The sequence below is a fragment of the Burkholderia sp. WAC0059 genome (assembly GCF_002870125.1).
In the GTDB taxonomy this organism is placed as follows: domain Bacteria; phylum Pseudomonadota; class Gammaproteobacteria; order Burkholderiales; family Burkholderiaceae; genus Paraburkholderia.
The window spans coordinates 213,033-226,674 of record NZ_PNEO01000001.1; the positions used below are offsets into that span (position 1 = coordinate 213,033).

Annotated in this window: 14 protein-coding genes; 8 read left to right on the top strand and 6 right to left on the bottom strand. The window is 68.7% G+C overall.

All coding sequences use genetic code 11. The features are described from left to right. The first annotated feature begins 234 nt into the window (after nucleotides 1-234). Complete coding sequence (locus tag CY652_RS00955) at nucleotides 235-885, top strand: TetR/AcrR family transcriptional regulator (protein WP_102128801.1); 651 nt, start codon at nucleotides 235-237, stop codon at nucleotides 883-885. Between the two features lie 70 nt (nucleotides 886-955). Here CY652_RS00955 and CY652_RS00960 read toward each other — a convergent pair whose 3' ends face one another. From CY652_RS00960 to CY652_RS23720, 6 genes are all read right to left on the bottom strand, one after another. Further along, nucleotides 956-2,071, bottom strand: a complete 1,116-nt coding sequence (locus tag CY652_RS00960) for an alpha/beta fold hydrolase (RefSeq protein WP_258002132.1) — start codon at nucleotides 2,069-2,071, stop codon at nucleotides 956-958. Nucleotides 2,072-2,367: 296 nt separating this feature from the next. Continuing rightward, complete coding sequence (locus CY652_RS00965) at nucleotides 2,368-2,769, bottom strand: heme-binding protein (RefSeq protein WP_102129008.1); 402 nt, start codon at nucleotides 2,767-2,769, stop codon at nucleotides 2,368-2,370. A 33-nt stretch (nucleotides 2,770-2,802) separates the two neighbouring features. After that, nucleotides 2,803-4,032, bottom strand: a complete 1,230-nt coding sequence (glcF, locus tag CY652_RS00970) for a glycolate oxidase subunit GlcF (protein ID WP_102128803.1) — start codon at nucleotides 4,030-4,032, stop codon at nucleotides 2,803-2,805. Between the two features lie 15 nt (nucleotides 4,033-4,047). Beyond that, on the bottom strand, nucleotides 4,048-5,139 hold the full coding sequence (gene glcE, locus CY652_RS00975; protein WP_102128804.1) for a glycolate oxidase subunit GlcE: 1,092 nt from the start codon (nucleotides 5,137-5,139) through the stop codon (nucleotides 4,048-4,050). Then, nucleotides 5,139-6,638, bottom strand: a complete 1,500-nt coding sequence (gene glcD, locus CY652_RS00980) for a glycolate oxidase subunit GlcD (RefSeq protein WP_102128805.1) — start codon at nucleotides 6,636-6,638, stop codon at nucleotides 5,139-5,141. Before glcD ends, glcE begins: the two co-directional genes overlap by 1 nt. Next, complete coding sequence (locus CY652_RS23720) at nucleotides 6,635-6,865, bottom strand: hypothetical protein (RefSeq protein ID WP_146009995.1); 231 nt, start codon at nucleotides 6,863-6,865, stop codon at nucleotides 6,635-6,637. The genes glcD and CY652_RS23720 overlap by 4 nt, the downstream gene beginning before the upstream one ends. A gap of 62 nt (nucleotides 6,866-6,927) precedes the next feature. Between CY652_RS23720 and glcC the strand changes: the two genes are divergently transcribed. The 7 genes from glcC (at nucleotide 6,928) to CY652_RS01015 (ending at nucleotide 13,642) form a co-directional block, all read left to right on the top strand. Beyond that, nucleotides 6,928-7,692, top strand: coding sequence for a transcriptional regulator GlcC (gene glcC, locus CY652_RS00985; RefSeq protein ID WP_102128806.1), 765 nt, complete (start codon nucleotides 6,928-6,930; stop codon nucleotides 7,690-7,692). 223 nt (nucleotides 7,693-7,915) lie between these two features. Further along, nucleotides 7,916-8,497 (top strand): cytochrome b, encoded by a 582-nt coding sequence (locus CY652_RS00990; RefSeq protein WP_102128807.1) that lies wholly within the window; start codon nucleotides 7,916-7,918, stop codon nucleotides 8,495-8,497. Between the two features lie 60 nt (nucleotides 8,498-8,557). Further along, nucleotides 8,558-10,006 (top strand): glycosyltransferase family 2 protein, encoded by a 1,449-nt coding sequence (locus tag CY652_RS00995; RefSeq protein ID WP_102128808.1) that lies wholly within the window; start codon nucleotides 8,558-8,560, stop codon nucleotides 10,004-10,006. A gap of 264 nt (nucleotides 10,007-10,270) precedes the next feature. Next, nucleotides 10,271-11,242 (top strand): alpha-E domain-containing protein, encoded by a 972-nt coding sequence (locus CY652_RS01000; protein ID WP_102128809.1) that lies wholly within the window; start codon nucleotides 10,271-10,273, stop codon nucleotides 11,240-11,242. Between the two features lie 619 nt (nucleotides 11,243-11,861). Beyond that, nucleotides 11,862-12,590, top strand: a complete 729-nt coding sequence (locus CY652_RS01005; protein WP_102128810.1) for a beta-ketoacyl synthase chain length factor — start codon at nucleotides 11,862-11,864, stop codon at nucleotides 12,588-12,590. Beyond that, the gene (locus tag CY652_RS01010) at nucleotides 12,577-13,368 is read left to right on the top strand and encodes a lysophospholipid acyltransferase family protein (protein ID WP_102128811.1); all 792 of its coding nucleotides are present in this window, start codon (nucleotides 12,577-12,579) and stop codon (nucleotides 13,366-13,368) included. Before CY652_RS01005 ends, CY652_RS01010 begins: the two co-directional genes overlap by 14 nt. Next, the gene (locus CY652_RS01015; RefSeq protein WP_102129009.1) at nucleotides 13,343-13,642 is read left to right on the top strand and encodes a phosphopantetheine-binding protein; all 300 of its coding nucleotides are present in this window, start codon (nucleotides 13,343-13,345) and stop codon (nucleotides 13,640-13,642) included. Before CY652_RS01010 ends, CY652_RS01015 begins: the two co-directional genes overlap by 26 nt.

The following is a 13,642-nucleotide window of genomic DNA, read 5'->3' on the forward strand; positions in this document are numbered from 1 at the left end:
CGGGCCGGCGAGGGCAGGGAGCGGGGGCGCAAGAGAAAGGGACAAGCCATGCCGGACAGGGGATTGTGAAAATGAGAGGATATCCTCTCATTTATTGGATTGGAAAGTCAATCTCCGGAAGAGGTGGCATTTCATATCCATTTTAATGCCATCAAATGATGGAAGAGCGCCGGAACGGCACGTGTTAATATGAGAGGATAGATTCAATAATCCTCTCGTAGCGAGTCTCCCGGGATGACCGACAACGCTTTCGTTTCCTTGCTGCTCGAAGCGGCCCTACCCGCGCCGAAACGCGAACGCGGTCGCGTGCGCGTGGCGGCCATCATGCAGACCGCCGTCGACGTGTTCACGGAAAAGGGCTACGACGCCGCCACGATGACCGAGATCGCCGCGCGCTCGGGCACGGCGATCGGCTCGATGTACCGCTTCTTTCCGTCGAAGGAGGCGCTGGCCGACGCGCTGCTCGTGCGCTACGCGCAGCAGGTGGCGGGTGGGCTGGCGGAACTCGAGACGCAGGTGCCCGGCATGTCGGCCGACGCGCTGGCTGGCGCGCTCGTCGATTTCATCCTGGCGTTGAAGGCGCAGCGCAGCTTCGCCGTGTCGCTCGTCGATGCGCGCGGCGGCAGCGACGCGCGGCGCAGGCGTTTTCGCGAGTCGGTGCGCGGCGGCCTCGCGCGCGTCCTGCTCGCGATGAACGGCGGCCTCGCGCCCGCGAAGGCGCAGACGACGGCCGTCGTGCTGCTGCATCTGCTCAAGGGGGTGATGCTGACCGAGGGCGAGGCGCCCGCGGCGCAGGCGCTGCTGCTCGGGGAGGTGCGCGAGCTGGTGCGGCTCTACCTCGCGTCCGTCCGGATGGCGTCAGGCGACAGGGCGCCCGGCGCGTGAGGCGCGCCGGGGCTGCCCGCCGGAGCGGAGATCAGACGGTCCAGACGGGCAGACGGGAATCGCGGTGCGGTCAGTCGGCGTGCGGCGCCGTGCCGTCGAGCAACTGGACGAGGTACTTTTTCCAGACCTCGGGATGCGCGAGCGTCTGATGGCCGTACGAATGCGGACCTTCGGGCACTTCGACGAAGCGGCCGTGCGGCACCCGCGGGACGAGGCGCTGCATGACGCCGAGGTCGGCCGCGTTGATCAGGTCGTCCTGGAAGTTGACCGCGAAGAGCGGCGCGCGAATCCGGCCGAGCTGCGGCCCCGGATCGTAGTCCCACGACGATTCGAACCAGTACAGCACGTCGTTGGCGTCGTCCTTGCCGCCGGCCGCGACGAGCGTGTCGTAGAGCGTCGTGGCCGACGCGCGGTCGGGCGCCGCGGTTTGCAGGCGCGCCGGATTGTTGGTGATGATCGTGAAGATCGGCCAGACGCGCGTCCACTGGGTCGGCTCGGTCGCGTAGTCGCCGTTCTGCCAGCCCGGGTCGTTGCGGATCGCCCCGACCACCATCTGCCGCCACAGCCAGTTGCGGCCCGCGAGCGGAATCGGCTGGCTCGCGATCGGCATCAGCGCGTCGGCCATGTCCGGATAGCGTTCGCCCCACATCCACGTCTGCATGCCGCCCATCGAGGTGCCGAGCACGAGCCGCAGGTGGTCGATCTTGAGGCCGTCCACGAGCAGTTCGTGGTTCGCCTCGACGACGTCCGTGTAGCCGTAATGGGGGAAGTGCATACGCAGCCCGTCGCTCGGCTTGGTCGAGCCGCCGCGGCCGAGGCCGTCGGGCATGACGACGAAGTAGCGCCGCGCATCGAGCGGCGCGCCCGGCGCGAACAGTTCGCGGCGCATGTCCGGCGCGAGGAACGCGGCGCCGGTGCCGGTCGTGCCGTGCAGCAGCAGCACGGCGTTGGTGGGTCGCCCCTGTGCGTCGCGATGCAGCGTGCCGAGCGTCGCGTAGTGGATGCGCACTTGCGGCAGCGTCGTGCCGTCCGAGAAGTGGAAGTCGTGGGCGATGAAGTCCGCCGTTTGCACGTGCAGTTCGGCATCGCCCGGAACGGCGGCCGGGTCGGCTTCGCCGGCGTGGGCGAAGGCGGGCAGGGCCGCGCAGCAGGCGGCCAGCAGCAGGGACAGCAGACGACTCGTCACGATAGGGGTCTCCGGTAAGGTGGCGGCGGGACGCGCTTCGATATCGGCGCGCATGGTCGCCGGGCATTGTGCCCGAGACCGCTGAACGGCGTACAGAGGGACGTGCGAACGTTTGCCGTTCGAAAGCAGGTGAAAGGAGAAGGGAGGGGAGGACGCTGCGAATTGCGCGAGATGGCCCGCGCGGACCGCCGGCGGCGACGACGAACGACGAACGACGAATGTCGATTCGTCGATCCGCGGCCGTCCGCAGGACGGGCGGGGCGAGCCCGAGCGGGCTCGCGTTCGCGACTGACGACTTACTTGAGCGCTTCGGCGCCGGCCTTCGCGGTGGCCGCGTCCTGATCGGCGCGCACGCCCGAGACGCCGACGGCGCCCACCACCTGGCCGTCGACGATGACCGGCACGCCGCCTTCGAGCGCGCCCGCCACCGGCGCGCTGAGGAACGCGTTGCGTCCGCCGTTGATCATTTCCTCGTACAGCCTCGATTCGCGGCGGCCGAGCGCGGCGGTACGGGCTTTCTCGATGGCGATCTGCACGCCGATCGGCGCGTTGCCGTCGAGGCGCAGCAGGTTGAGCAGGTGGCCGCCGTCGTCGGTCACGGCGATCGTCACGGCCCACTGGTTGGCCTCGGCGTGGGCGCGGGCCGCCTCGATGATGCGGGTGGTTTCGGCTACGGTCAGTACGGGTTTGGTCTGCAAGGTCATGTCCTCGTTCGTTGTCGATGCGTCGGGTCAGGGCAGGGATGCCTCGACCAGTTCGATCCAGTGGCGCACCTCGGTGCGGCCGGCCGAATCCAGATGCGTCTGGCAGCCGATGTTGGCGGTGACGATCAATTCTGGCCGGTCGCTTTCGAGCGCGTCGAGCTTATTGTCGCGCAGTTTGCGCGCGAGTTCCGGCTGCGTGATGGAATAAGTGCCCGCGGAGCCGCAGCACAGGTGCGAATCGGGCACGGCCGTGAGCTCGAAGCCGACGCGCCGGAGGATCTGCTCGACTGCGCCGCCGAGCTTCTGCGCGTGCTGCAGCGTGCAGGGGCAATGAAAGGCGACGCGGCGCGGCGTCGTGTCCGGCGCCGCCGCGAGCGGTTCGAGCGGCTCGCCGGCCAGTACCTCGGCGAGGTCGCGCGCGATTTCGCTCACGCGCCGGGCCTTTTCCGCGTAGGCCGGGTCGTCGCCCAGCAGGTGGCCGTACTCCTTGACGAACGCGCCGCAGCCGCTCGCCGTGATGACGATGGCCTCGGCGCCGGCCTCGACGGCGGGCCACCACGCGTCGATGTTGCGGCGCGCGCGGTCGAGCCCCGCCGGCTGGGCGTTCATGTGGTAGTCGTTGGCGCCGCAGCAGCCCGCGCCGTCGACGTGCACGACGCTGATGCCGAGCCGGTCGAGCACGCGTGCGGCGGCGGCGTTCGTGTTCGGCGACAGGGTCGGTTGCACGCAGCCTTCGAGCATCAGCACGAGCCGCGCATGGCGCGGCATCGGCCGCGCCCCGGCCGCGCGGGCGCGGCGCGCGGGAATCTTGTGCTTCAGGGCGCGCGGCAGCATCGGGCGCAGCAGGCGGCCCGCGCGCAGCAGCGCGTCGAACACGGCCGGATGCGGAATCGTGTGGCGCAACCCCGCGTGCAGCAGGCGCTCCGACGCGGGCCGCGCGATGCGCCGTTCCACTTCGGCGCGGCCGATGTCGAGCAGCCGGTGGTAGTTGACGCCCGACGGGCAGGTCGTTTCGCAGTTGCGGCAGCTCAGGCAGCGGTCGAGATGCTCCTGGGTCTTGCGCGTGACGGGCGCGCCCTCGAGCATCTGCTTGATGAGGTAGATGCGGCCGCGCGGCCCGTCGAGCTCGTTGCCGAGTATCTGGTAGGTCGGGCAGGTGGCGTTGCAGAAGCCGCAGTGCACGCAGGCACGCAGAATCTGTTCGGCTTCGTCGGCGCGCGGCAGCGCCTGGGCGGATTCGCAGAGCCTCGTTTGCATCGTGTCGTTCGCTCTTTAGAGTTCGGCGTAGAGTCGCCCGGGGTTGAAAAGGTGCTGCGGGTCGAGCTGCTGCTTCACGCGCTGGTGCAGCCGGAGCAAGGGCGCGGCGAGCGGCGTGAAAATTTCGGTATCCGTGATGTTGGACCCGCTCGCCTGCGCGGCCGCGCGAAAGCGCGTGGCGTGGCCGCCCGCGGCCGTCGCCAGGGCGCGGATCGTGCCGGCATCGGCCTCGCTCTTGAGCCAGCGCTGCGCGCCGGCCCAGTCGATGAGCGCGTCGCCGGGCAGCGGCGCGAGCGGCGCCGTGGCCGGCACCGAGAGCCGCCACAGGGGGCGCGGATCGGCGAAGAAGGCAAGGCGGTGTTCGCGCAGATCGTCCCAGAACGCGGCGTCGAGCGGCGCGCCGCCGATCCCGGCGAGCGCCGCCGTCACGGACCCGGCGCCGCCTTCGAGCCGGACGTGCAGCCGGCCGTCGACGTGACAGGCGCCGCTCACGGGCAGCGCCGCGCGCCGCCAGGCGGACAGCCGCCGCAGCGCTTCGGCCGCGTCGAGTTCGAGCACGACGCTCTCCCGCGCGCGCGGCTGCGGCAGCACCTTCAGCGAGACTTCGGTGATGAGCCCGAGGCAGCCCTGGCTGCCGGCGAGCAGTCGCGACACGTCGTAGCCGGCGACGTTCTTCATCACTTCGCCGCCGAAGCGCAGATGCTTGCCGTGCCCCGTGACGACGCGGCAGCCGAGCACGTAGTCGCGCACGGCGCCGGCCCAGGGGCGGCGCGGCCCGGAGAGCCCCGACGCCACCATGCCGCCGACCGTGGCCGCCTCGCCGAACGCGGGCGGCTCGCAGGGCAGCATCTGCCCGGACGCCTCGAGCACCGCGGTCAGTTCCGCGAGCGGCGTGCCGGCGCGCGCGGTGACGACGAGTTCGGTCGGGTCGTAGGACACCACGCCGCGATGCGTGCGCGTGTCGATTTCGTCGCCGGCCACCGGGCGGCCGAGAAACGCCTTGGTGTCGCCGCCGCGGATGCGCAGCGGCCGGCGCTCGCGCAGTGCGCGTTCGACCTCGGCGACGAGGCGCGCGCTGTCGTCGCGCGAGAACGGATCGGCCTGCATCAGAAGCGCTCCAGTTCGGGAAACGGCAACGCGCCGTGGTGCACGTGCATGGCGCCGAACTCGGCGCAGCGGTGCAGCGTGGGGACGTTCTTGCCGGGGTTGAGCAGCCGCCGCGGATCGAAGGCGTCCTTCAGCGCATGGAACAGCGTGAGCTCGTCGCTATTGAACTGCACGCACATCTGGTTGATCTTCTCGCGGCCCACGCCGTGCTCGCCGGTGATGCTGCCGCCCACCTCCACGCAGAGCGCCAGGATGCGCGCGCCGACGGCCTCGGCGCGTTCGGTCTCGCCGGGCTCGTTGGCGTCGAACAGGATCAGCGGGTGCATGTTGCCGTCGCCGGCATGGAACACGTTGGCGACCTTCAGGCCGTATTCGGCCGAGAGCGCGGCGATGCCGTTGAGCACGCGCGGCAGCTCGCGGCGCGGAATCGTGCCGTCCATGCAGTAGTAGTCGGGCGAGATGCGGCCCACGGCCGGGAACGCGTTCTTGCGCCCGGCCCAGAAGCGCTGGCGCTCGGCCTCGTCGGCGGCGATGCGCACGTCCGTCGCGCCGGCTTCGCGCAGCAGCGCGTCGACGCGCTCGCAGTCCTCGCGCACGTCGCTCTCCACGCCGTCGAGCTCGCAGAGCAGGATCGCCTCGGCGTCCACCGGATAGCCCGCGTGAATGAAGTCCTCGGCCGCGCGAATGGCGAGGTTGTCCATCATTTCGAGGCCGCCCGGAATCACGCCCGCGCCGATGATCTGCGCGACCGCGCGGCCCGCCTTCTCGACGTCGTCGAAGCTCGCGAGCAGCACCTTCGCCGTCTGCGGCTTCGTCAGCAGCTTTACCGTCACCTCGACGACGACGCCGAGCAGGCCCTCGGAGCCCGTCATCAGCGCGAGCAGGTCGAAGCCCGGCGCGTCGAGCGCGTCGGCGCCGAGCGTCAGGCGCTCGCCCTCGATGGTCAGGATCTCGAGCTTCAGGATGTTGTGGACCGTCAGCCCGTATTTCAGGCAGTGCACGCCGCCCGCGTTCTCGGCCACGTTGCCGCCGATCGAGCAGGCGATCTGCGAGGACGGATCGGGCGCGTAATAAAGGCCGTGGGGCGCGGCGGCCTGCGAGATGGCGAGATTGCGCACGCCGGGCTGCACGCGCGCGATGCCGGCCTCGGGGTCGAGTTCGAGAATGCGGTTGAAGCGCGCCATCACGAGCAGGATGCCCTTTTCGAGCGGCAGCGCGCCGCCCGAGAGCCCCGTGCCCGCGCCGCGCGCCACGACGGGAATGCGGTGCGCGTGCGCGAACTTCAGCAGCCCCTCGACCTGTTCGACCGTCGAAGGCAGCGCGACGAGCATCGGCGTGCAGCGGTAGGCCGCGAGTCCGTCGCATTCGAACGGTTTGAGGTCTTCCTGCTCGTGAAGCAGGTCGAGGTCCGGCAGCCGCGCGCGCAACTGGGCGACGATGGCCGCCTTGTCGTGCGCGACGAGCTCGCCGTCGATTTTTTCGTCGTAGTGATAGCTCACGGGATGTCTCCTCCTCGCATGCCGTGCCCGCGCTGCGCCTTTTTCGGCGTGCGGACCGTCCAGGGCCGAATTGTTGCGCCGGGCCGCGCGACTGTCGACTGGAATGTTCTCTGGTCATACCAGTTTGCGGAATCGGCGGCGCGCGGCGGCGGGACCGTTTTCGCGCGGATCAGGGCTTTTACGGGGGTGGAAGCCGTCGTCAGCCGTGCTACATTGATCGTGGTCATACCAGTGGCGAGTACGAACGAACACGACGCGGCACGAGCAGGCACAGGCGGGGAGACGGGATATGGCCGGCGGACAGGCTGGCGCGCACCAGGTGGCGGACGGCGTGGCGGAGCGCATCGAGCGTCTCGTCGTGGACGGCGTGCTGAAGGCGGGTCAGGCGCTGCCTTCGGAGCGGCGCTTGACCGAGCGGCTCGGCGTTTCGCGCACGGCGCTGCGCGAGGGGCTCAAGCTGCTGCGCGCGCGGGGCGTGATCGAGACCGCGCACGGCAAGGGCTCGTTCGTCGCCGGCCTGAATTCGCACCAGGCGCTCACGCCGCTCATGCATCTGCTCGGCTCGCAGCCGCGCACGCTTTACGATCTGTTCGAAGTGCGCGAGATGCTCGAGGCCGAATCGGCGGGACTCGCGGCGGAACGCGGCACGCCGGCCGATTTCGCGCTGATCGCGCACCGCTACCGCGAAATGACGGCCGCGCACCACGACGGTGCGAGCGCGACGACGCACGCGCGGCTCGATCACGCGTTTCATCTCGCGATCTGCGAGGCGTCGCACAATGCGGTGCTCGTCCACACGCTGCGCTCGCTGACCGACCTGCTGCTCAGTTCGGTGTTCGCTTCGGTCAACAATCTTTACCACCGCGAAGCGCAAAAGCGCGCGATCGACCGCCAGCACGCGCGGCTCTTCCAGGCGGTGACGGGCCGGCAGCCCGTCGAGGCGCGCAAGCTCGCGGGCGAGCACATCCGCAGCGTGGCCGACGAGCTGCGCGACATCGAGCAGGACGAGCGGCAGCTCGTGCGCGCGACGCTCCGGCTGGAGAACTGGCGATGAACCCGGCAGCCGGAAAGCAGAAAGAAAGGAATCCCGGCGAAAGCCGGCGCAGGCCGGCGCGAGCCGGGAGCTGCGAACGAGCCGGCTCGATGCGCCCGATGCATTTGACGTACGAGCCGGGAATGAATGGGCGTCGTGAGCGTTTACGCCGTTGAACCCGGAGCATGCACCCGTGAAACCTTCCGTTCCCGTCGATTCCGCGAGCCCCGCCGCCGCCGTCGATGTGCCCGTCACCGCCGGCGACAGGTACACGCGCGTCGCGGTCGCGCTGCATTGGGCCATCGCGCTGCTGATCATCGTGAACGTGGCGCTCGGCCTGAGCGCCGCGCTGCTGCCCGACAACTTCTTTTCGGACACGCAGATCCGCCTCGTCGTCGATACACACAAGTCGATCGGCATCACCGTGCTTGGCCTCGCGATCGTGCGCGTGCTGTGGCGGCTCACCCACCGGCCGCCGCCGCTGCCGGCCGCGTTCGCCGCCTGGGAGCGGGCGGCAGCGCACGCGGCGCACGTCGTGCTCTACGTGCTGATCTTCGCGCTGCCGCTGACGGGCTGGCTGCACGATTCCGCCTGGAACGCCGCGGCGAGCCACCCGATGTATCTCTACGGGCTCGTGCCGTGGCCGCGCATCGGCTTCGTCATGAACCTCGATCCCGCGCTCAAGGACCAGTTGCACACGCAATTCGGCGCGCTGCACACGGCCTGCGGCTACGCGCTTTACGGCGTGCTCGCGCTGCACGTGGCGGGAGCGCTCAAGCATCAGTGGATCGACCGCCATTCCGTGCTGCGGCGGATGATGCCCTGACCCGTGCCGTCCGATCCGCCGCTCATCCTGCCGCTTACCCCGCTCTCTCCCGGGAACGTTTTGGACAACTCTCTCGAACAGGCGCGCGCGAAGACGTCGCCGCGCATCGTTCCGCCGCCCACGCCCGTGGCGAGCATCGCGATCCACCTGGGCGTGATCGTCCTCTGGTTCGTCCTGTTCGCCCGCGCGTTTTTCCTGCAGGGCGTCGTGGCCTGGTCGACGGGCATCGCCTACGTGGTCTACGACACGCTGCTGTTGCTGTTCGTCGCCTGGAACGCACGCGTGCTGATGCGGCCGCCGTCCGGTGCACCGGTCGCTTCCGGCAGCGGGACGCCGACGCTCGGCGTGATCGTCGCCGCCTACGACGAGGCCGGGGTGCTGCCCGCGACGCTCGACGCGCTTTTTGCGCAGACGCGCGTGCCGCGGCAGATCGTGATCGCCGACGACGGCTCGACCGACGGCACGGCCGAACTGCTGACCCGCCGCTTCGGCCTCGCGGACCCCGGCGAGGGCCAGTTGAGCGCGCCCTCGCCGCGCCATCCGAACCTGCGCTGGCTGCGCCTGCCGCACGGCGGCAAGGCGCGCGCGCTGAACGCGGCGTTGCTGGCCGTGCGGACCGACGCGGTGATGACCGTCGACGCCGACACGCTGCTGGAGCCGGACGCCTGCGCCGCGATGATCGACTCGTTCGGCCGCGAACCCGCGCTCGTCGCGGCGGCCGGTCTGCTGACGCCGGTCTGCGGCCGCAGCCTGAGCGGCCGCTTCTTCGAGTGGTTCCAGACCTACGAGTACATCCGCAACTTCATCTCGCGTTTCGCGTGGATGCGCGCGGACAGCCTGCTGCTCGTCTCGGGCGCGTTCGCCTGCTTTCGGCGCGACGCCGTGCTGGCGGTCGGCGGCTTCGATCCGGATTGCCTCGTCGAGGACTACGAGCTGATCCACCGGCTGCGCCGCCATTCGGCGCTCGAGCGGCTCGGATGGGACGTGCGCGTGATCGGCGCGGCGCGCGCGCGAACCGACGCGCCCGGCACGCTGAAAAGCTTTCTGCGGCAGCGGCGGCGCTGGTTCGCGGGTTTTTTGCAGACGCAATACTGGTATCGCGACATGACGGGCAACCGCCGCTACGGCACACTCGGCCTGCTGATGCTGCCCGTCAAGGCGTTCGACACGGTGCAGCCCATCTACGGGCTCACCGCGTTCGGGCTGCTGCTCGGTTTCCTGTTCGGCGGCCGGTTCACGATCGTCGTGCCGGTGCTCGGCGTGATCGTCGGCAAGATCGTCGTCGATCTGGCGTTCCACCTGTGGTCGGTCCATCTGTACCGGCGCTGGAGCGGCGACCGCACGAGCTCGAGCTTCGGCATGGCGCTGCTCGCGGCCGTCTTCGAGCCCTTCTCGTTCCAGTTGATGCGCCACGGCGGCGCTGCGCTGGGCTGGCTGCATTTTCTGCTGGGCCGGCGCAAATGGGGCACGCAGCAGCGCACGGGGCTCGGCGCGACGGGGCCAATCTAGCCGCCGCGCTTCGAACGGATTGGGCTCGCCGCCCGGGCCGATTTTAGGCTGCCTGGTTTGATTGGGTTGATTGGGCCGCCAGAGCTGACTGGGCCGCCGCTTGAGCCGCGCCGCCCCGTTCGCCGCACTCTGTCGAGGCGCGCGCCGCGCCGTCCCAGGCTAATTTCTCCGTTGTATGATGGCATGGCCGTTGCTTTTTCTCGTTGCCGGGAGCCTTGAGCGTCGGATCGCCGTCCGGGCAGCGACGGGACAAGAGGATCGACCATGCTGAGTCGCACTGCCGACCATCTGTTCTGGATGGCCCGTTACATGGAGCGCGCGGAGAACACCGCCCGCATGCTCGACATCAATCTGAAGGCGCTGCTGCTGCCGGGCAGTGCCGACAGCGAGACGCGCGCGCACCGCGCGATACTGCGCATCTCCGAGCTCGAGCCCGCGTTCGACGCGCGCCACGAAGAGATGTCGCGCCGGAACGTCCTGCATTTCCTCGTCGCGGACCCGGCCAATCTGTCGAGCATCTACTCGTGTCTGCACGCGGCCCGCGAGAACGCGCGCGCGGTGCGCGGCACGCTTACGACCGAGTGGTGGGAGACGATCAACGACACGTGGCTCCAGTTCATCGAGCGGCTGCGCGGCGACGAGCTGCAGACGCATCCCGACACGCTGTTCGAATGGGTCAAGTTCCGCTCGCATCTGTCGCGCGGCGTGACGCTCGGCACGGCGCTCCAGGACGACGCGCTCTTCTTCACGCAGCTCGGCACGTTTCTCGAACGCGCCGACAACACCGCGCGGATTCTCGACGTGCGTTTCGTCGAGGTCGAGGCGCGGGCCGATTCGCGCTCGGCCGCGCGGCAACTGGAAGACTTCTACTACTGGACGTCGATCCTGAGTTCGGTCTCGGCGCTCGAAATCTACCGTCGGGTCTACCGGGACGTCGTGACGCCGGCGCGCGTGGTCGAACTGCTGATCCTGAACCAGCAGATGCCGCGTTCGCTGCTCGCGTCCATAGACGGCGTCTGCACCAATCTCGCGATGCTGCGCACGCCGGCCTCGCGCGAGGTGGAGCGCACGGCGGGCAAGCTGCGCGCCGAGCTGCTCTACTCCGATCTCCGGCAGATTTTCGGCATCGGCATGCACACGTTCCTCACGCAATTCCTCGCGCGCGTCTACGAGCTCGGCAACCAGGTCGCCCATACCTATCTGATGCTGCCGACGGGGCAGACGGCCGGGCAGTAGGCCCGCCCCAGGTCCGGCAAGACAGGTCGGGCAAAAAAATGGCCCACGCGTACGGGTGGGCCGAGTAGGGGATATACAACATGAAGTCCTCGTGGACTACAGAGGCGAGCCCAGTGTAGGAGAGATCGCCGGGGCCCGGGTTTCAGCGGAGATTACAGTCATTACTGCCGATTTCATTGAATGCGGGCGTTGCGTTCATTCGCCAGCCTTCGTCGTGCGTTTCCGGAAATACCGACGTCGCCGAGGCGATGTAATTCGCGTCGATCCGCCCATATCGGCGGCCTCGAACCCGTGCGGTTTTACGGAAACGTTTGCCCGGGCGGCGTAATCGAAAATCGTATTTTTGAATCGCGGGAAAACCGGAAATTTCGGGGTGATTTTGGCCCGGAGGTTCTGTATGATTACCAGCTTATCGAAGGGAGGAAGCTCGTGCGTCGGGCAATGCGGGCGTCCCAATGCCGGAATCCCAGAATCGCCGGAAGCGGATTGAGTCTTATTTCGCCGGTTTTTATTAATAGAGATAGATCATTTGAGGCGGGCGAAAATTATGACGGAGGCTGTCCGGAACAGGGGGAGGGCGGCCGCGTCGGCATGATCGCCGCGTTCTGGCCGATATCGTATGCCCGACCTGCACTGGACCGTTCCGGTCGCGCGGTGGTCGTCCTGGCCGGACGGCACGACTATTGCGCCGGATCTCGGCTTTATCGAACCGATGGTTCGCCGCCGATTAAGCGCGTTATCGAAAATCGCGCTAAAGGTTGCGCACGACTGCGCCGATAAGCACCAGGAGACGCGTCTCGTATTCGCATCGCGTCACGGCGAATTGAAGCGCACGACCGATATTCTCCGTGCAATGGATAAAGGCGAACCTGTTTCGCCGACTGCGTTCAGTCTTTCGGTACTTAATGCAATGTCGGGCATCTTCAGTATTGCACGCGCGGACAGATCGGGCGCCCAGGCGCTTTCAGCCGGTAGCGAAACACTCGGTTACGGATTGCTCGAAGCCTTTGCCCAGCACGAGGAAGACGGCGCTTCGCCGGTATTGCTCGTCTATGCGGACGAACCCGCCGGGGCGACGCACGGCGCGGTCGACGACGACGCGGCGCCCGGCGCGCTCGCGCTGCTGATCGGCGCCCGCGGCGCCGCGGGAACGCTCGAATGCGCCGTGACCGGGGCGGTTGATGCAGCCGATGGAGTCGGCGCGGCCGGCGGCGTGCAGACGCCGGCCGGGTTCGCGACGTTCGCCTCGCAGCGCGCCGCCGTGCTGAACTGCCTCGCCACGCGCGCGCCGTCCGCCTGGCGCTCGGCGCTCGGCGTCTGGCAATGGAGCTGGCATGACGCGGCTTGATTACGGCTGGCGCTTCGTGGCCACGGGCCTGAGCTTTGCCGCGTTCGGCCTTTGCGGCGTGCTGTTTTCGGTGTTCGTGTTTCCGTTCGCGCTGTGCTGGCCGCACGAGGCCTCGCGCTGCCGCGCCGTCACGGCGCTCATCCACGGATTCTTCCGGGTGCTCGTGGCGATTCTTCAGACCATCGGCGTCATGACGCTCGAGACGAGCGGCGTGGCCGCGCTGCGCGAGCGGCGGCCGGCCATCGTCGTCGCGAACCATCCCACCTATCTCGACGTCATGGTGCTGCTCGCGCTGACGCCGTCGGCGTGCTGCGTCGTGAAAAGCACGCACTGGCGCAACCCGTGCTTCTGGGGCATCGTGCGCGCGGCCCGGTACGTGAGCAACGCCGATCCGCTCGAACTCGTCGAAGCCGGTTCGCGGCGGCTCGAAAGCGGCTATACCGTCATCGTCTTTCCGGAAGGCACGCGCAGCCCGGAGCCGAACCGGCTGCACGCGTTCTCGCGCGGCTTCGCGCACATGGCGCTGAAGGCCGACGCGACGATCCTGCCGGTCCTGATGGATTGCGACCCGCCCGTCTTCACGCGGCAGCGGCGCTGGTACCACGTGCCGCCGCGGGCATTCCGCATGCGGGTCAAGGTGCTGGAGCCGATCGGCGTCGCGCGGCTCGCCGCGCGCGAGGCCGCGCCCGCGCTGGCCGCCCGCACCGTGACGAACGCCATCGAAGCCCACATGATCCGCCACCTGTTCGACCATGGATTCTTTAAAACTGGAAATTAAGCGTTGCCTGATCGAGTCGCTCGATCTGGAGGACCTCGCGCCCGAGGACATCGACGACGACGCGCCGCTGTTCGGCACCGACGGCATCGGCCTCGACTCGATCGACGCGCTCGAAATCGGCATCGTGCTGCGCCGGCGCTACGGGCTCGTCATCGCGGCGAACGACGAGAACACGCGCGAGCATTTCCGCAGCGTCGCCACGCTCGCGGCCTTCGTCGCGGCCCGGCGGGAGACGGCCAGCGCGGATACCGACATGACGAACGAAAAGGAATGA